19 protein-coding genes are annotated in these 17,177 nt (G+C 60.3%); 4 read left to right on the top strand and 15 right to left on the bottom strand.

The features are described from left to right. Positions 1–24 precede the first annotated feature (24 nt). On the bottom strand, positions 25–786 hold the full coding sequence (locus HYPDE_RS04940; RefSeq protein ID WP_015597282.1) for a hypothetical protein: 762 nt from the start codon (positions 784–786) through the stop codon (positions 25–27). Positions 787–958: 172 nt separating this feature from the next. Next, positions 959–1,276: a hypothetical protein gene (locus HYPDE_RS04935; protein ID WP_051112046.1), complete on the bottom strand. Its 318-nt coding sequence runs from the start codon at positions 1,274–1,276 to the stop codon at positions 959–961. Positions 1,277–1,558: 282 nt separating this feature from the next. Between HYPDE_RS04935 and HYPDE_RS04930 the strand changes: the two genes are divergently transcribed. Beyond that, on the top strand, positions 1,559–1,843 hold the full coding sequence (locus tag HYPDE_RS04930) for a hypothetical protein (RefSeq protein ID WP_015597280.1): 285 nt from the start codon (positions 1,559–1,561) through the stop codon (positions 1,841–1,843). Positions 1,844–1,922: 79 nt separating this feature from the next. Here HYPDE_RS04930 and HYPDE_RS04925 read toward each other — a convergent pair whose 3' ends face one another. The 9 genes from HYPDE_RS04925 to panB form a co-directional block, all read right to left on the bottom strand. Next, on the bottom strand, positions 1,923–2,183 hold the full coding sequence (locus HYPDE_RS04925; protein ID WP_144061205.1) for a hypothetical protein: 261 nt from the start codon (positions 2,181–2,183) through the stop codon (positions 1,923–1,925). A gap of 366 nt (positions 2,184–2,549) precedes the next feature. Further along, positions 2,550–2,765: a cold-shock protein gene (locus tag HYPDE_RS04920; RefSeq protein ID WP_015597278.1), complete on the bottom strand. Its 216-nt coding sequence runs from the start codon at positions 2,763–2,765 to the stop codon at positions 2,550–2,552. 250 nt (positions 2,766–3,015) lie between these two features. Beyond that, positions 3,016–3,858: a 23S rRNA (adenine(2030)-N(6))-methyltransferase RlmJ gene (locus HYPDE_RS04915; protein ID WP_041320007.1), complete on the bottom strand. Its 843-nt coding sequence runs from the start codon at positions 3,856–3,858 to the stop codon at positions 3,016–3,018. 48 nt (positions 3,859–3,906) lie between these two features. After that, positions 3,907–4,353: a DNA polymerase III subunit chi gene (locus HYPDE_RS04910; protein WP_015597275.1), complete on the bottom strand. Its 447-nt coding sequence runs from the start codon at positions 4,351–4,353 to the stop codon at positions 3,907–3,909. A 171-nt stretch (positions 4,354–4,524) separates the two neighbouring features. After that, positions 4,525–4,785 (bottom strand): hypothetical protein, encoded by a 261-nt coding sequence (locus tag HYPDE_RS04905; RefSeq protein ID WP_051111972.1) that lies wholly within the window; start codon positions 4,783–4,785, stop codon positions 4,525–4,527. 114 nt (positions 4,786–4,899) lie between these two features. Next, complete coding sequence (gene der / locus HYPDE_RS04900) at positions 4,900–6,285, bottom strand: ribosome biogenesis GTPase Der (RefSeq protein ID WP_041320880.1); 1,386 nt, start codon at positions 6,283–6,285, stop codon at positions 4,900–4,902. Between the two features lie 110 nt (positions 6,286–6,395). Beyond that, complete coding sequence (locus HYPDE_RS04895) at positions 6,396–7,745, bottom strand: PQQ-binding-like beta-propeller repeat protein (protein ID WP_015597272.1); 1,350 nt, start codon at positions 7,743–7,745, stop codon at positions 6,396–6,398. A 31-nt stretch (positions 7,746–7,776) separates the two neighbouring features. Next, positions 7,777–8,568, bottom strand: a complete 792-nt coding sequence (locus tag HYPDE_RS04890; protein WP_015597271.1) for a tetratricopeptide repeat protein — start codon at positions 8,566–8,568, stop codon at positions 7,777–7,779. 156 nt (positions 8,569–8,724) lie between these two features. After that, positions 8,725–9,606, bottom strand: coding sequence for a 3-methyl-2-oxobutanoate hydroxymethyltransferase (gene panB, locus HYPDE_RS04885; protein WP_015597270.1), 882 nt, complete (start codon positions 9,604–9,606; stop codon positions 8,725–8,727). Positions 9,607–9,966: 360 nt separating this feature from the next. Here panB and HYPDE_RS04880 point away from each other — a divergent pair, with 360 nt between their 5' ends. The 3 genes from HYPDE_RS04880 to HYPDE_RS04870 all read left to right on the top strand — a co-directional run bounded on the left by HYPDE_RS04880 (position 9,967) and on the right by HYPDE_RS04870 (position 13,579). Then, the gene (locus HYPDE_RS04880; RefSeq protein ID WP_015597268.1) at positions 9,967–11,646 is read left to right on the top strand and encodes a L,D-transpeptidase family protein; all 1,680 of its coding nucleotides are present in this window, start codon (positions 9,967–9,969) and stop codon (positions 11,644–11,646) included. Between the two features lie 122 nt (positions 11,647–11,768). Continuing rightward, complete coding sequence (locus HYPDE_RS04875) at positions 11,769–12,953, top strand: exo-alpha-sialidase (protein ID WP_144061204.1); 1,185 nt, start codon at positions 11,769–11,771, stop codon at positions 12,951–12,953. Beyond that, positions 12,950–13,579 (top strand): hypothetical protein, encoded by a 630-nt coding sequence (locus HYPDE_RS04870; protein ID WP_051111971.1) that lies wholly within the window; start codon positions 12,950–12,952, stop codon positions 13,577–13,579. The genes HYPDE_RS04875 and HYPDE_RS04870 overlap by 4 nt, the downstream gene beginning before the upstream one ends. 9 nt (positions 13,580–13,588) lie before the next feature. Here the strand turns inward: HYPDE_RS04870 and HYPDE_RS04865 are convergent, their stop codons facing one another. The 4 genes from HYPDE_RS04865 to HYPDE_RS04850 form a co-directional block, all read right to left on the bottom strand. Continuing rightward, positions 13,589–14,182, bottom strand: coding sequence for an NnrU family protein (locus tag HYPDE_RS04865; protein WP_015597265.1), 594 nt, complete (start codon positions 14,180–14,182; stop codon positions 13,589–13,591). A gap of 67 nt (positions 14,183–14,249) precedes the next feature. After that, positions 14,250–15,188 carry a 50S ribosomal protein L11 methyltransferase gene (locus HYPDE_RS04860; protein WP_015597264.1) on the bottom strand — a complete coding sequence of 313 codons (939 nt, stop codon included), beginning with the start codon at positions 15,186–15,188 and terminating at the stop codon, positions 14,250–14,252. Positions 15,189–15,191: 3 nt separating this feature from the next. After that, positions 15,192–16,004, bottom strand: a complete 813-nt coding sequence (locus tag HYPDE_RS04855) for a TrmH family RNA methyltransferase (RefSeq protein ID WP_015597263.1) — start codon at positions 16,002–16,004, stop codon at positions 15,192–15,194. Next, on the bottom strand, positions 16,001–17,005 hold the full coding sequence (locus tag HYPDE_RS04850) for a class I SAM-dependent methyltransferase (RefSeq protein WP_015597262.1): 1,005 nt from the start codon (positions 17,003–17,005) through the stop codon (positions 16,001–16,003). Before HYPDE_RS04850 ends, HYPDE_RS04855 begins: the two co-directional genes overlap by 4 nt. Positions 17,006–17,177: the final 172 nt, after the last annotated feature.

Here is a 17,177-nt window from a genome sequence, read left to right as displayed (position 1 = left end):
AAGGCTGCGCGACCTGACGACGTCTTACTGCGCGTCGTCCTGCGGCCCTTCCGGCGTCGGATAGCCGGCGCCGTTATCCAGCTTCACCGGCGGGCCGTCATTCGTTTCCGGCGCGGTTTTTTCCGCATGATGCTTTACGGGCTTCTTGGCAGGCTCATTCAACGAGCCCGTCTCGACCGGCTTCGTCGCGTGCGTCTCAGGCTTCGCCTCGGTCGAGGATGATTCGCTTGCAGCGGGAGTAGCGGCCGCGCTTTCCGGCGCCTCCGGCGCAGCGCTGGTGTGCTCAGCCGATACTGTCGGCTTCTTCGGATCGGCAATCGTCTTCAGAGCTGCGGTTTTCTTTTTCTCTGCGACCAGCTCGGATTTCTTGGCGACATCCTTCTTCTTCGCCGTCTTGGGCTCGGCAGCATCCGACGATGCCTTTTTCGGTTCCGCGGCGGTGTCGTCAGCAGCTGCCGTCTCCTCGGACTTCGGCAACTGCGAACCACCCCAGCACACTGTCGCTTCCGCCGTGCAGGTATGTTCGTCAAAGACGATGAAGTTCAGGAACAGTTCACACGAGACGCTTTTCTTGCCCGTGTGAAAATCCTTGATGCCCTGCTCCGACATCTTGGAAGCAATCATCTTGTCCAGAAGCGCCTTCGCGTCTTTCGTCGGACCGTCCTTGCCGTAATCGTTGACGGTGAAGCCGTACCGTTTGCACGCAGCCGTTGCCGGCAGGGAGACGGTGGCGACGAAGGCGGCAGCTGTTGCAGCGGCTGCAACAAGGTTGAAGATAGCGCGCATGCTGATAGACCCCCGTGATACCCCACCCAATCCTGCCCGTATTTATATTGGCCGCACAGTGGCAGGACGAGGGCGACTTTCGCAACCTACGGAGTTGTCGACACTTTGTTGCCCGTCGCCCACAGCTTTGCGCTGCCCACCGATGGAGACAGCGCCAAGCACCATGACAGGGTCAGTGCATATAGGGGGCTTGGCCGCCGTAAGGGCTGCCAACACCGGAATCGAAGAAGAATCCGGAATCGAAGGGACCGCCAGGCGATTGGCGATAAAGGCGCGGATCGGTATACCCTGAACCGCCGGCCTTACCCCGGGCGTCGGTGTTGATCGAATCGCCGTAGCCGTAGGAATAGCCTCCGCGATGACGGCGAATTGTATATCCGTCTGCCTGGGCCGTATTCTGATAGCCCTTCTTTTGCTGGGCACTCACCGGCGCCGCGACGCAAACCAGCAACCCGCCGAACAGCACGGCTGAAACGAACTTGAACGTCATCGAAGTGGCCTCTCTCTGCCGCCGCGGTTGCGTCGCACACGACGCGCCCAAGAATACCGAAATTATCGTTGAACTCCCTCAAGAAATGGTTGTCGTCTCCAATTCCGGCAAGGCTGTATCTTATCCACCACTCCTACCCGGAAACGCGGCGCCCAAATGGGCAAGTTGTACGAATTGTCACAGGATGTGTGATATGATTCCCACTGTTGGGGACTATTCAGACGGCGGCGGCCTGGAAGCGGAAAATCGCGGGGCTTGCTGTCTCACTCGTGGAGACGTCACATGGATATCGCGACCCTGTTAATTCAATTGATCAGCGGAGCAGTCGGCGGCAACGTCGCTGGTGGACTCCTGAAGAATCTGAGTCTCGGCACGGTTGGAAACTCGATCGCCGGCATTGTCGGTGGCGGCATCGGCGGCCAAATTCTCGAACAGGTATTCCATACGGCGGTCGCAGGCGGAGCGTACGACCCAATGAACATTTTAACTCAAATCGTTGGTGGCGGTGTCGGCGGCGGTATCCTGATGGCCATCGTCGGCGCCATCCGCAACGCCATGGCAAAGTAAGCTGACCGACAACCCTGCTGGGATGACCAAAGCCCGCTGGAAATTCATCCAGCGGGCTTTTTCTATCCTCGTCGCGTGATCAGCCGCAGGCTTTCTGACGCGCCAGACAATGCGGCAACCCAACGGACGACGTATCGCACCGCATTCTGACAGCGCCGTGTGCGGTCCATCCATGCGCACTGATCGAATTCTTGAGAGCGGCGTTCGCCATGTACTTGGCGAGATCGAGCGTCACCATTGTCGCCTGACCGCCCGCCAATACACATCTCGCCGAAGCTTCCGTCGACGCGACCGCAAGGCCGGCCGCAACGATCATCCCCATACGCACGAGTGTCCTCATGTCTCTCTCCCTGTTTCGCAAATTCGCGCCAAGCCACCGCGCCGGGCAACGCGTTATGAAACGAGCCCCGCGTCTCGAACCGGCGCCACTCCCAATCAGGCAAGATCCCGCGACTTGCCTTAAGGACAATAATAGCTCTGAAATTGTTTGCCCGTATTGCGAGGCCGCGTGAAAGCGCAGCTTTCCGCCAAGTGCGGCCATCGTGCCACGGTCGGGGACGCCCGATCACGATTGGTCATTTCGCGCGCGACCAGATATGGCGCGACGCGCAGAAACTAGCGCCGCGAGAACGTCCCGCCGAGATCAGTGCAGAGCCGCGCCGCAATATGGCGCACGACGCGGAAAGGCCGCCACGTGGGCAGTCTCTCAGCCGGCCTTTTGTAGGTCGACTGCCTTTGGCCCTTTGCCGCGCTTATCGGGTTCGGTCTCAAATGAAATCCGCATACCCTCATTCAGCTCACCGATGCCTGATCTTTCGACGGCAGTGACATGAACGAACACGTCGTTGCCTCCGGCATCGGGTTTGATAAAGCCGTAGCCTTTTTGGGAATTGTAGAACTTGACGGTACCTGTTTGGCGCATGCGTCGTCTCCTGGCGCAATCCGGCGCTCGATCTCAGGCTTTCTCCCCGCAAGCCTCTTATCGACCGCCGGGACGGGCGTCGGAGCACAAGAACTCGGTCGCGTTCGTCCAATCGCATCAATGCGGCCGGACTCCCAGAACGCGACGGAGAGCTGGCACGCCGCTGCTCGCCTTAGCGTGCGGCAATTTATCCCGTAAATGCAGCTATCGCGCAAGACGAAATGCTGCAGAGCAACGAAGATTAAGATTGCTAAACGACGTCCCTGAGATCGAAGGCACTTCCTCTCCCCTCCGCCATCCGGTCTCTGAGAACTGGCAGCATGATCTCAAGCTCGTCACGAAGCCGATACGGCGGATTGAGAACCAATAGACCCGCGGCCGTCAGGCCTAGACCCGGAAACGGCGCACAAACCGCAAGCCGGACGTCGAGGAACTCGAGACCGGGGCGTGCCGTCGCTTGGGCTACAAACTGATTGGCGGCCGCTTCGTCCTTCAGCGGGTACCAGATCAAATAGACCCCTGTTGGAAACCGCGCCATCGCCTCGCCCACTGCAACGACAAGATCGGCGAACTCGCTTTTTTCCTCGAACGGCGGATCGATCAGAACAACGGCTCGCCGCTCCTTTGGAGGCAGCAGCGATTTCACTGCGTGCCATGCATCGATGTTGAGCACGGCCGTATTTTTAGCCCGGCCAAGTTCGCGTTTGAGACGCTCGAATTCTGAAGTGTTGAGTTCATTTGCGACGAGCACATCTTCCGGCCGCATGATGTGGCGCGCGATCAGCGAGCTTCCCGGATAAATCTGTAGCTTGCCGCTCTCGTTGGTTGCGCGCACCGCGTCGAGATAGGGCGCGAGAAGTTCCGCAACGGAAGGCGGAAGATCGACATCGAAAATGCGGCCAATTCCGTCCTGCCATTCTCCCGTCTTGCCCGCTTCGGGTCCCGCAAGATCGTACCGCCCTGCTCCGGCATGCGTATCGACGACACGAAACGACCGCGGCTTCTGTTTCATGTATGTCAGAACGCGCGCCAACACGGCGTGCTTCACCACATCGGCGAAATTCCCAGCGTGATAGCCGTGGCGATAGTTCATCGTCGACAACCGGATGAAGGAAAAGCATCTCGTATCGATGCTATGCGGTTAGGCTTTTTGCTCCCAGCGCCCGCTTGGCGATTGTTGCCAATAGGTGACCGTGCACCCTGCAGCTTTCGCCGCAGTCCATTGGCCACGCGCCGACGCCAGCGCCTCGGCATCATGGCCGCCGAACACATAGACAAAGCGCTCGGCGCCGACGAATTCCTCCGCCTCTGCCCCATCGACGAAAAAGCGCACGCCCGCCCCGTTGGGATTTTCACTGCCGAGCGTAAGATAGACCGGCTGCAAACTCGCATGCCCGATGCGCGCCGTTCCATGCGCCAGAAAGCTGTCGTCGGCATATGTCCAGAGCGCCATGTCGATCGCCTCAAGACGATCTTCGCTACCGGCCTGCACGACGGCACGCCACCCGCGCGCCAACGTCTTTTCAAGAAGACTGGGTAGCACGCGCTCAAGCGTCTGATGTTCGAGGTGATAAAAATAGACGTCCATCAGCTACCACTCGACCACAGCCAGCTTGGCTCTTGAAGTCTATTACGCATCACCTATCTTACTTCGTCCGGAGCGGCGCTGGTTCTTGTAGCTGACGCCCGTGTGGGCGGTGAGCGCGGTGGTCTTCTTACTTTTCGCCGCTGCGCTCCCGCTCACTGCGAATTCACCCAGCTATCTTTTCTTCAGATATCGTGCCGGCACTTCACCCGCATCGACCAGTGCGGTCTTGCACGTGCGTGTAAGACCCTTTCTGTTGCTCTCGAAGCAGCGGCGCAGCTCCGTGCTGTCGGGCGCATACTGCGAGCAGAAGCTCTGGTAATCGCCCGCGCAAGCCTGTCTCACCTTCGCTGAATATGCCATCGCGGGTGCCGTCAGAAGGGACACAGCGCCCGCCACCGCAGCAGCGGACAAGACAGTTTCAAACTTTCTCATCAATGGTCCCTCTAGATTCCTGTCTTCGATGTGAATCGGAAAATTACTGTGCCTGAGCTTTCGGCACCAGATGCCCGATTCTCGTTTAACTGGTGAATGGCATCCCGCAACTTGCTATTTTTTAACATAAGGATTCTCGCCTTTTCTAAGGCTGAAGCGAATTGGCACACCCGGAAGGTCGAATGCTTCGCGCAGCGAGTTCGTGAGATATTTCAGATAGGATTTCGGCAATGCATCGGCCCGTTGGCAAAATGCCACGAACGTCGGCGGCCGTGTCGAAGGCTGCGTCACATAGCGGATTTTGATGCGCTTGCCGGCTGCGGCAGGCGGTGCGTGTCGGCTCAACGCTTCTTCGAGCCAGCGGTTGAGCTGCGGTGTCGAAACGCGGCGGTTCCATGTCGCGTGCGTCTTGATGATCGCCGACATCAGCTGGTCGAGCCCGCTTTCCGAACGCGCCGAAATTGCGACGACAGGAACGTTCGGCACCTGCGCAAGACTTTCAGCAACCGTCTTTTTGAGATCGCGCAGCGTCTTCTGTTTTTCGGGAATCAGGTCCCACTTGTTGATCGCGACGACAAGAGCACGCCCTTCCTCCGTAACCCGGTGACCGATCGTCAAATCCTGATGCTCGAAGGGATGCTCCGCATCGATCAGCAGCACGACGACTTCGGCAAATCGGATGGCGCGCACGGCATCGCTGGCTGCCAGCTTCTCTGCCGTCTCGGTAATCTTCGCCTTGCGCCTCAATCCCGCAGTATCGAACAGCAGGATCGATTGGCCCTTGTAGTCGAGTTCGCTCGCGACGCTGTCCCGTGTCAAACCCGGCTCAGGCCCGGTGATCATCCGGTCTTCGCCAAGGAGCGCATTGACGAGCGTCGACTTTCCCGCATTCGGCCGGCCGACGATCGCGACCCGGATCGGTCGCGGGCGCTCCGGCGGCAGCTTCTTATCGTCGACCGGTTCTGCGTCGTGGTCGCGCCCTTTCTTGGCCGTTTTCGGAATCTTCAAACCAAGCGCCGCAACGATGTCGGCCGCAAGATCGCCGATGCCCTCGCCATGCTCAGCCGAGATTGCAATCGGAGCGCCGAGGCCAAGCGAGAAGGCATCGAGGACGCCATCGGTGCCCTGACGCCCCTCGGCTTTGTTCGCGACGAGAACGACAGGCTTTCCCGACTGCCGGGCGATCCGCGCGAAGGAGCTGTCCGCAGCCGTAACGCCGGCGCGCGCGTCGATCACGAAAAGCACGAGATCCGCTGCCGCGATCGCCTGTTCGGTCTGCTTGCGCATGCGATCGGCGATCGTGCCCTGGCGCGCTTCTTCAAGACCGGCAGTATCGATAAGACGAAGCTCGGTTCCGAAAATCTCCGCAATACCGTCGCGGCGGTCGCGCGTGAGTCCCGGCAGATCTGAAACGAGCGCCGCCCGAGTGCCGGTCAAGCGGTTGAACAGCGTCGACTTTCCGACATTGGGACGGCCGACAATAGCGACCACGGGGGCCAGGGGGATATGGGCTTCGAACGTCAAGGATTGGCCGTCGTATGATTAATAGAGATGCGAATGCGTTCGCGCGCATCCGGCGGCGACCGTCCGGACGGTCTCTAGCCCAATTCCTAGTTGAGGGCGATCAGTTTTGCCGCGTCAGTCAGGACAAACATGTGCCCCTGGGCGACGATCGGCGGGATATAGGACGCTTCCCCGATGCTGACCTGGCTGCCAAGCTTGCCGGTCGTGCCGTCGACGCCCACGACTTGGCCCGCGCTTGAAACAAGCCACAGGGTACCTGCGGCAAGCACTGGCCCGGCCCATGACTTGGCTTCCGGAAGTTTCACCGTCCACTTCGTCTTGCCGCTCGAACGCGCCAGGGCCAGCAACCGCCCGGCCGTGTCGACGACAAAGATCGTATCTCCAGCGACGCAGGGCGGCTGTGAACTCGGAATCGTTGCCGACCATAGGCGATCACCGTTCTTTGCCTGCGCCGCGATCATGCGGCCTGCATGACCGACTGCAAAGACAATACCGTTGTCGATTGCCGGCCGTGCCGCGTCGCTCATCGATGCGATCTGCGACGTCTGGCGGGTACGCGAGAGGTTTTCGGTCCACACCGCCGTGCCATCCGATGTCTTGTAGGCGATGATGTCGCCCGACGGATAAGGCACGACGACGACATCTCCGTCGACCGCCGGACTAGTCGAGGTCATGAGGCTCGCCGTTTGTGGCAAACCGCGCGCGGTCCAAACTTCTGCGCCGTCGATGCCGCTCAAACAATAGAAACGTCCATCGATCGTGATGACATAAAGACGATCGCCGACGGCCGTCGGTGCGGCGCGAACGGGCACATCGAGGTTCTTGGTCCAGATTGTTTTTCCGGACTGCGGATCGAGAGCAGCCACGGTACCGTAGCCGTTAGCGACGTAGAGCCGGCCATTTTCGGCCGCCAGCCCTCCGCCATATCCGCCAAGTCCAACAGTCCCCTCTGGCTTGGTCGAAATTGAAAAGACTTTGCTTCCAGACAGCGAAAATGCCGAAAGAGTCGCGGCAGCATCGAGCGTGTAAATGCGGCCGTCATAGACGATGGGGCTCACCGTCACTCGGCCCGTTTTGGACGAACCCTCGCCGACACTGGCGCTCCATGTTTGATGCACCGCGCCCGCCAGCGCGAGGTTGCCGGGAACATTGTTAGGCTCTCCACCCGGCTGCGGCCACGCATCGTTGTTGCGCACAGGCGGCAGCACGATCGGTTTGTCCGCATCGGCAAGATTGTCGGAGAGGCTTTCCGTCGTCTCGATAACCGGAATGCGGCGCCCGGGAAGCGGCTGTTGCTTGGTCTTGAAGGGATTGAGCTCGGAAATTTTCGGCAGCGACGGGCCACCGCCCGCACACCCCGCCAGCAGGGAAGCCGCGACGAACGCCACAAGAAGCGGCAACGCACGATGGCGCTTGTCGTTTCCCCCCTTGCTCAAGCCCGTCTCTCCTCTCCCGCCATGCCAGCCGCTACTTCTTCGTCTCAGTCCCCGTCGCCGCATCGGCACTCGGTTTTGCGTCGGCTGGCTTCCCTTCGTCCGCCGAGCCGCTCGTCGAAGCCTTCGGCGCATTCGCATCTGGCGCCTTCGTGCCGCTCCCGACCTCGGACGCTGCAATGTCCGACATCACCACCTTCACGCGCTCCTGAAGCGCTTCAGAGGCATTGGGATCGATCAGCAGCGGCTCCAGATACTTGCGCGCCTCGTCATATTTCCCGGCCTTGTACGCGGCGATGCCTAGCAGCTCGCGCGCACTTTTGCTGAACGGGGCATCGTCACCTGCAAGTGGTGTCAAGCGATTCTGGATTTCTGCATAGTCGGCATCCGGCATCCGAAGCGATGCCGCCTGCAGTTGTGCAAAGCTTTTCAACAGATTGTCGGCACCCAAGTCGTTTGCCAGGGAATCGTATGTCGCGATGGCGTCGGCCGTTTTGCCGTCTTTCGCCTGGGCCCCCGCAAGTTGCAGCTTTGCGAGCGAGCCATAACCGGACGGTCCCTCGTCAGCGAGCTTCTTGAATGCTGCCTCGGCTTCGTCCTTCTTTTTATCGTCGCTCAGCGTCTCGGCGGCCGTGTATTCCGCGCCGGCGCTTTGTTCTGCAGCGATGCGCTTGGTCTCCAAATACTTGTATCCGGCGACCGCGAGCACGATGAGCACCGCGCCGGCCATGATCAGACCGCTATAGCGTTGCCAAAGCTTCTCCATCCGCTCGCGGCGGATTTCCTCCTCGACTTCGCGCAGCAGGCTGTCTTGTTCATCGGCCATCGTATGTCCCTAAGCTCCGGCAGTTTCCAGTAGTCGAACGCGGACCGGACGCGGCCGATCCCACTTGGCGGGCATAGATAGCGAAGCGGCCGCCCGGGGCAAGCCCCACCCCCGCATTCGGCGGCGTTGCCAACGAATTCCCTGACGTCCCGTCGGCTAAGTGCTCGGAGTCTTCGGCTTTTTCGTGGCCCGCTGGGAAGGCGCAGCGGTCGCGCTATCGCCCTCCTTGATCGAATAGGTGTGCTCGGGCGCCGGGAAAGTCCGGGCGCGAACCTCGGCGGCATAAGCTCCGATGGCGCGGTCGATGGCAGCCCCGATTGCTCCGAATTTCTTCACGAATTTCGGCACATTCGGCGAAAGCCCGAGCATATCCTCCATGACAAGGATTTGACCGTCGCAGCCGGGCGAGGCGCCGATCCCGATGGTCGGGATCGCAATGGCCTTTGTGATCCGTTCGGCAAGAGGGGCCGCCATCGCTTCGAGCACGACCGCAAACGCGCCGGCTTCGGAAACGAGCCGGGCATCTTCCTCGATCGCCGCCCATTGATCGACCGTCCGGCCCTGCGTTTTGAATCCGCCGAGTACGTTGACCGATTGCGGCGTCAGCCCGATGTGGGCCATCACCGGGATGCCACGCTCTACGAGATAGCGAACGGTTTCGGCCATGCGCCGCCCGCCTTCGAGCTTGACGCCGCCGCAGTCGGTCTCCTTCATCACCCGAGCAGCATTCCGGAACGCAATCGCCGGGCTTTCCTCGTAAGTCCCGAACGGCATGTCGATGACGACGAGCGCGCGTTTCGATCCCCTGACCACTGCTCGGCCGTGCATGACCATAAGCTCAAGGGGCACCGGCACAGTCGATTCATAGCCATGCATGACCATGCCAAGACTATCGCCGACTAGCAGAAAATCGCAGTGATTGTCGGCAATCGCCGCCGTGTGCGCATGATAGGACGTCAACGCCACGATGGGCTCGCCGCCCTTGCGTGCCGTAATATCGGGCGCCATCAGCCGGCGGCGCTTGAAGTGGATCGACATTGGCCTCCGATCGTCGCGGCAATGCGATGAAACCGCCAATCGACGATTCATACTAGCGCGAGCGTCTTACTGAATGGAGTTTACGGAAACGGAAGTTGAGTGGCCAGAGCACGCGCTTGATAAAGTCTAGCAGATTAGTGAAATTAACCACAGGCTATGCACAGCAAGTGCGGTTCACGTGGCAAAACGTGGAATTGATGCAACAGATTAGTCCTCGCGTGCATGCCCGGGTGCGACATCCATTGCCGCTCCCAATTGCGGTCTGATAACCAGTTTATGGGCCTGCCGGTAAATCGTGACCATCCTCACTTTGGTCGCGCATGGCAGTGACGGGTTTGGTTCGGCGTCAGGTGGGGTCGCGTGCGTCGCTTGAGCAAACAGCTGTGTCGGGGAAAGCGCCACGCCATTGCGGCAATAATTGCCGTCGCCCTGGCTGTCGTCGCTGCTCCCGCTGCGAGTGCCAGGCAAAAAACACCCAACGCTCCGGCGACGCTCACCGCGCCGCGATCAGATTCCCCGCTCATCCTCATTGCATCGCTTAGAAATCAAAGACTGCGCGTCTACGATGCGAACGGTGAGATTGCGACATCGCGAATATCGAGCGGCCGGCCGGGCTTCGCGACGCCGACCGGCGTCTTTTCAATTCTCGAAAAAAACGTTCAGCATCGGAGCAACATCTATTCCGGCGCCGAAATGCCGTACATGGAACGGATTACATGGTCTGGAATTGCGTTGCATGCCGGTGTCGTTCCGGGCTTCCGCGCGTCGCATGGTTGCATTCGTCTGCCTCACAGCTTCGCCAGAACACTTTATGGCCTGACCAAGATCGGCAATCGCGTCGTCGTCACGGCGGGCGACGCAGAACCGATCGCGTTCAATAGTCCGAAGCTCTTCAAGCCGCTGCCTCTCGACGACAAGACCGCGATGAACGCCGGGACGTCGGAGCAGCCACGTGTCGCCGTCAACGACAAGCCCGACGAAGTCACGACCGACGCCATGCAGGAGCTTCCGCTTCTGATCGGAATTTCGCCGGCACTCGCACGCGCCGTCGCCGACATGCCTCGCGATCCGCAACGCCGCCCGACGACGCGCGCTGAAGCCGATCAGATGATGCAAGAGCGCATTGCGCGCCTGCAGGCGGCTTTGAAAACGGCTGACGCAGCGCAGACTGCAGCAGTTGCCAAGACCGACGAGACCGCAAAGGAGTTTGCTCAAGCCGAAGGACAACTTCAGGCCGCACAACGCGCCGCCGAACCTCTGAGAGCCGCCGTCAAGAACGCGGAATTGAAACAGCAGGACGCCATCCGCGCATTCGAGACGTACATGTCCGGCGCCGTCGCGGGTACCGCGCCAACCTCGAATGACGGAGGAAATCGCGAAGCCGGTCTCGAGAACGCCGTGCTCCAGGCGACGCAAAACGCCGATGACGCCCGCACGAACGCCGCCAAAACCGAATGGAGTTTCGCGGAAGTTCAAGCTCGTTTCTCGGCGGCCAAAGCCGCGCGCGATGCCGCCGCGGATGCCCTGCGCGACGCTCAAACCGATCTGATGTCGGCAAAACGCGAGTTGGCGGATGCAAATAAGGATATACGTCTCCGCTCCAAAGCGATTTCGGTCCTCGTCAGCCTCCGCGCACAGCGGATCTATGTGCGCCAGGGAGTCGAACCCGTGCTTGAAGCGCCGATCGCGATCACGCCGCTTCCTGGTCCTGTCGGCACCCACGTCTTCACCGCGATGCGCTATGGCGCCGATCCCAATACGTTCGACTGGAGATTGGTCAGCGCGCAGGTTCCGGCGGCGGGAAAAACATTCCTCGACGACGCGCGCAAACGCCGTGGCCGCGATTCAGCGTCACCCCAGGAGGATAATCTGAGCGTCCGAATGGCGACGGCGGCGCTTGCCGCATTCACGATACCGGACGACATCTTGTCCATGATTAGCGAGCGGGCGCGCCCCGGCGCCTCGCTGATTGTTTCAGACCGCGAGTTGCCGCTTCACGAGAACGGCAGCGGGACCGAATTCGTCGTGCTCACAAAGTGACACTTCGGGCTCATTCTCCGCGGTTTCTCCGGTAAAGCCGACGGCTGCTTCGCGTCCGTTCGTTGACATCAGGCCGGGCAGGCATATACCCGCCCGCGATATTGGGCATTGGATGGGATTTCGTGGATCGGCACGCAACCAAGACATTGGCAACGTGGGCGGCTTTTGGCTGTTCGGTCGTGCTGGCGGCGCTCCTTCTCTACAAGATGGCAAACCGCATCGAGCCTTGGACGTTTGTCGTCGACGTGCCGCAAGCGCCCGTTCGCGGCGATCTCGAAATCCAAGCCCAGACCATCACCCCGCCGGATGAAAAGGATTTTGTTCACGGCCCGTCCCTGATCGAAACGCCGACTGGCCTGCTCGCGTTCTGGTATCGTGCCGTCTACGAAGGGGCCGCCAACGCCGAGCTCGTCTCGGCACGTTTCGACGGCGACCACTGGTCGCCGACAGCAGTCGTTACAAACAGTAACACCGTTACGCGTGACATCGGACTGACGGTCAAGTCGCTCGCCAATCCCGTTCCGTTCCGCCGCTCCCCGAACGAGATCTGGTTGTTCTTCGCAGCCTCCCGCCTCAGCGGCTGGGCGACGTGCGAGATCGTGTTGATCCGCAGCGTCGACAATGGCCGGACGTGGAGTCCCGCGCAACGACTCTACGCTTCCCCATTCCTGAACATGTCGCATCTGACGAAGTCATTGCCGATCCGCCTCTCCGGCGATCGCATCGCGCTGCCCGCCTACCACGAGATGAACCGCAAATACCCCGTCATGCTCGTCCTTGATCGAAACGGACGCGTCATCGACAAGCTGCGCATGGGTAACGGCGGCACGGTCGGCTACCAGCCCGCCATCGTTGCGACTGGACCGACGACGGCCATCGCATTCGTGCGTCGTCTGAACAGCTTCCGTCCTCAGCGTATCCTTATGTCTCATACTGTCGATGCCGGACGCACATGGACGCCTCCGACGCCAATCGATCTTCCAAACCCCGGCGGCCCCATAGCTGCGATACGTTACGACGACACGCGTATTCTGCTCGCTTTCAATGACGATCCAGACCACGAATCCAACGTCAAACTTGCATTCTCCAATCTTGATGGAACGAGCTTGCGCAGGATCGGCACAGTCGCACAAAAGAACGACCGGCTCGAAGGCGATGCCGTAGCATACCCGTTTCTGATCGAGTCCGAGCCAGGCCAGTTCGACGTCGTTTTCTCGCGCCCCCCGCCGCAGCACGCCATCAACCACGTGCGCGTCTCCAGCGCCTGGATAGAGCATAACCTCAAAATATCGGCTGCACAGAAATGATGTCTGCTGTCGACTACCTTCTCGATCGATCGAGCGCTGCTTTGCTGGTCTTCATGGCCGCAGCGGCATTGAGCCAGGTCGTGCGAATAAGTCCGGCCAAACGCGCCGCTATCGGAATTGCGGCGATAGCGATTGCTGCGCTGACGCACATTTCGACGCGTTCGGGTTTCGAATGGATCGTTTCCGCGATTGAACGACCTTCCGCGCCCGGTCTTTTGCTTCTCGTGCTCTTCGCGATCACCGCCACGATAGGGCGCCGGTTCGACAGCGGCAGCGAGTTCCGCTTCGGAACCGCAATGCTGGTTCTGGCCGGCGTGCTGCTCTACCCCGGCGCGGTCGGCTTTCTGAACTACGATACGTACGTACTGGGCTACAGCGGGTATGTGCTGCCGCTGCTGCTCGTCGTGCTTCTCGCCTACGCCCTCTACCGGCGTTACTTTTTCATCGCCGCCGCACTGAACATCGGCATTCTCGGCTTCCTGCTCGGCGCCGGCCGCAGTCTCAATCTCTGGGACTACGTCATCGACCCGGTCGCATGGCTGCTCGCGATCGGCGCCTGGATCACGATCGTCGTAACGGCCGCGATCCGCAAGATAAAACCGGCGACGACTTCCGTTCCAGCCTAAGCGAGGACATCAGCCGAGTTCCGGCATCGGCGACACGCCCATCAGCCACTGATGGCCTCCGAGCAGCAATGCCGCGTAAAGTGCAACGCCAAGAACGACGACGATAACATCGTTGATCGAACTCGACGGAACGGCATTCCCAAGCGGTCCCTGTGCACCACGCCTCTTCACGGAGACGCGGTCATAAACCGCGAAAGCGAGGAAAGATCCGAACAGCAAAAGCGCTCCGAGGTCGCCGTTCGCAATGAGATGCGCGAACGCCCACGTCTTGATGGCGATGAGCATCGGGTGGCGCACCGCCGTCCGGATGCGCGACGGGATGACCGACGCAACGAGCAGGATCATCGCCGGCAACATCAGTGCCACTGCAATATGCCGCGTCCAGACCGGCGGCTCCCAGAGAATGGGATTTTTTCCAGGATGGAGCTGCAGCTTGTGGTAGCCGAGCACGATGACGACCAGGCCGATCAGCGAGAGCAGGGAAAAGATGATCTTGTAAGGCACCTCTCCGATCCGCTCCTTGAGCCCGTCGCGAAGCTCCGGCGAGGTGGGCACCAGATGAACACCAAGAAACAGGATCAGACCGACGATGAGCACCATCATGATGTGTGTTCCCTCCAAAGTGGTCGTGCTGCAAACCTCGAATAACTGGGGGCGTCAAGCTCTCTTCTCAAGGCAGATAGCCTTTATCGAGGTCATGTGCTTGCCGTTTGAGCACAGTGCCTTGCGCATTCCTGTGGATCGCCGTCCAAGCGAGGTGCGTTCCGGCTTCTTCCGATGAATTGGAGCGGAGTTCGATGCCGACTTGATCGTGCGATTTGGCTTCGATCGGCGTCGCCAACGGAAAATAGAGTTGTTCCCAATGCGTGCGCGGCGCCGACGGAGCCGTCGAAAGCGAAATGCCGGGACGCAGCCCCGCCGTCCACCACACCGCAAACCCGTAGATGGTCGCCGGTTTCGCGAGAGGCCATTCGGCCTGCCCCTTTCGCTTCGCTCGCGTTTCACGCGCAAGATCGATCGAATCCCAAAGGGTAGCGCTAGCCCCATCATCGAGAAGCTCGGAGCGTTTCAGAAGACGCACATAGGCGTTGTTCAGCGTCATCGTTTGCGCAGGCCCGAGATCGAGACCATGACCGATACGTTCCCACGCGCGAAGCTCTTGATCGATACGCGGCGTAACGACCGGCGCAACGTACTGCTCTATGCGCGATGGAATGACGGCCCCGCCCGGTTTCAGAAATCTGCTTCGCGCATCGACCAGCGTCGCGATGATATTTTCTTCGAGGGCATAGTTGCCGAGCGTTTCCGAAACGATGACGTCGGCTGCCAGCTTGTCATCGAATTCCGTCGAGTGGCAAGGAATGAGATGACATCTCTTCGCTTTGTTCGCCTTGAGAACCTGCGTTGCAACGCCGGCAACCTCGGCAGCCTCGAACAGGAAAACCTCTTTTGCTCCGAGGTTCGATGCCATCAATCCGAGAAGCCCCGTTCCCGCGCCGATATCGGCGACGACGGTCTTGCCCGGTTCGATCACCGACTTGAGCGCACGAAAGAAAGCCTCGTTTCGGACGGTGTCGGCAATCAGCGTGCGGTGATATTCGATACGCATGGATCAAAGCTTCAGTTGCGGGCCGCGAACCTGATAGAGCACCAGCGCGGTTGCAATCGCGAGATTGAGAGAATCGAGCTTTCCGGCCATCGGGATTTTAACGAGCTTCGTGCAAACGGCGGCGGCGCCACTCGATAGCCCCGGCCCTTCGCTGCCCATTACGATCAACTGCGGACCTCTGTAGCTTGATGCACGGAAATCGTCGCGCGCGTCGAGATGCGTTCCGATCACGTCACCGGGCCATGCTTTCGCAAGGTCCAGAAATGCTGGACGCTCGATTTTGACAATGGGCACCGCGAAGATCGAGCCCATCGTGGCGCGGATCGTTTCGAGAGAATAAGGATCGCACGTCGTCCCAACGAGAATGACACCCGCGCATCCGACGGCATCTGCCGTCCTGATGATCGTGCCGAGATTCCCGGGATCACGAATTTCTTCGAGCGCCAGCCACGTTGTGTCGGCTCGAACCCGCGAGGCTCCCGGCGGATCTGCAAATCGTTGCCGAAAAACGCCGAGAACCGTTTGCGGATTATCCTTCGATGCGAGCTTGGCAAGCACGGCTTCTGAAACTTCGAGAACCTCCGAACCCGCGTTGAGCGCGTGCGTCACGAGCCCGCGTGCGATTCCAGTCGCGGCCGTGCCTGCCTGATAGACGAGCGTTTCCGGCACGAAGCCGTTGTCTCGCGCGGTGACAAGAAGCGAGATGCCTTCCGCTACGAATAGCCCCGTTTCCTTACGTACCTTGCGCATTTCAAGCGCGCGGATCGCCTTCACGCGGTCGTTCGTCAGGCTGGTGATCGGCTTCGGCGCGTTCATGGCTGGCCGTTCCAGCGCACGTAAAGAGAGGTCGGAACAAGCGAGGCGCGCTGCGCGCGGATGGCGAGTTCGCCGCTTTCGAAGGCGCCGCCCTTTCCATTCAGCGCGTCCCGCATCAATTGATCGAATGCAAGCGCCGATGCGCGAATGGCATAAACCGTCAGCACCATCGCCGCGTCCTTCCGAGCCAGCAGCTTCGCAAGATCACCAAGGAGATCGGGTAGGTTCTTGAACAGATCCCAAACTTCGCCTTCGGGCCCGCGTCCGAACTTCGGCGGATCGACGAGGATGACGTGATACGTCTTACCGCGACGCACATCGCGCGCGACGAACTTCGCGGCATCGTCGAGCAGCCAACGGATCTTGGCAGCATCGAGCTTGGATGCAGTCTGATTTTCCTTGCCCCACTGGATGGCTTTCTTCGATGCATCGACGTGCGTGACGTCGGCCCCAGCCTTCGCGGCGATCAATGATGCGGCGCCGGTATACCCGAAAAGATTGAGAACGCGCGGCGTCTCGCCTTTGACCGCGGCGATCCGCTCGAGCATCCACTGCCAATGCGGATATTGCTCCGGGAACAGTCCGAGATGCCAAAGCCCCGCAAGCTTGCAGAGCATCGTAATTCCTGCGACGGCGGTTCCCTCACTTCCCCTCCCCTTGACGCGGAGGGGTCGGGGGTGGGGTGAACCGGCAAGTTCCGGCGCACCCGAAGAAAAAGGTATTCTCACAGGCCATGCGTCCGGCACCGGCTTGTCGACGCGCCACTTTCCCTTTTCATCATCCTCGCCCGACGCGGAAAAAACGGCGTGCGCCTTCGACCATTCCGATTTCGGCAGCCTGGGATTCCAGAGGGCCTGCGGCTCGGGCCGGTCGACGACGACTGCACCGAAGCGCTCCAGCTTTCGCCCCGCACCACAATCGAGAAGCGCATAATCGCGAAACCCGTCGGACGTAATGAGTTGCAGACGGTCGGGTGGAGACATCGGCGGCGGGAGATCCATAAAACTTTCGAGTCCCGCGGCTTTAGCACGATTGCCGCTGATTGACAGGCCGGAGCCGTTCTCTCGCCCGCATACCGAAGATGTATGCCGAACCAGCGAAGTAACCGATGCGCAACACTTTGGAAAAAAGAGAGATTGCGCCAACATGCGTCCGCGAATGACCCGTATGGGC

This window comes from Hyphomicrobium denitrificans 1NES1 (assembly GCF_000230975.2).
Classification (GTDB): Bacteria; Pseudomonadota; Alphaproteobacteria; order Rhizobiales; family Hyphomicrobiaceae; genus Hyphomicrobium_B; species Hyphomicrobium_B denitrificans_A.
The sequence above is the reverse complement of the archived record's forward strand: the minus strand, read 5'-3'. Positions and strand labels throughout refer to the sequence as shown.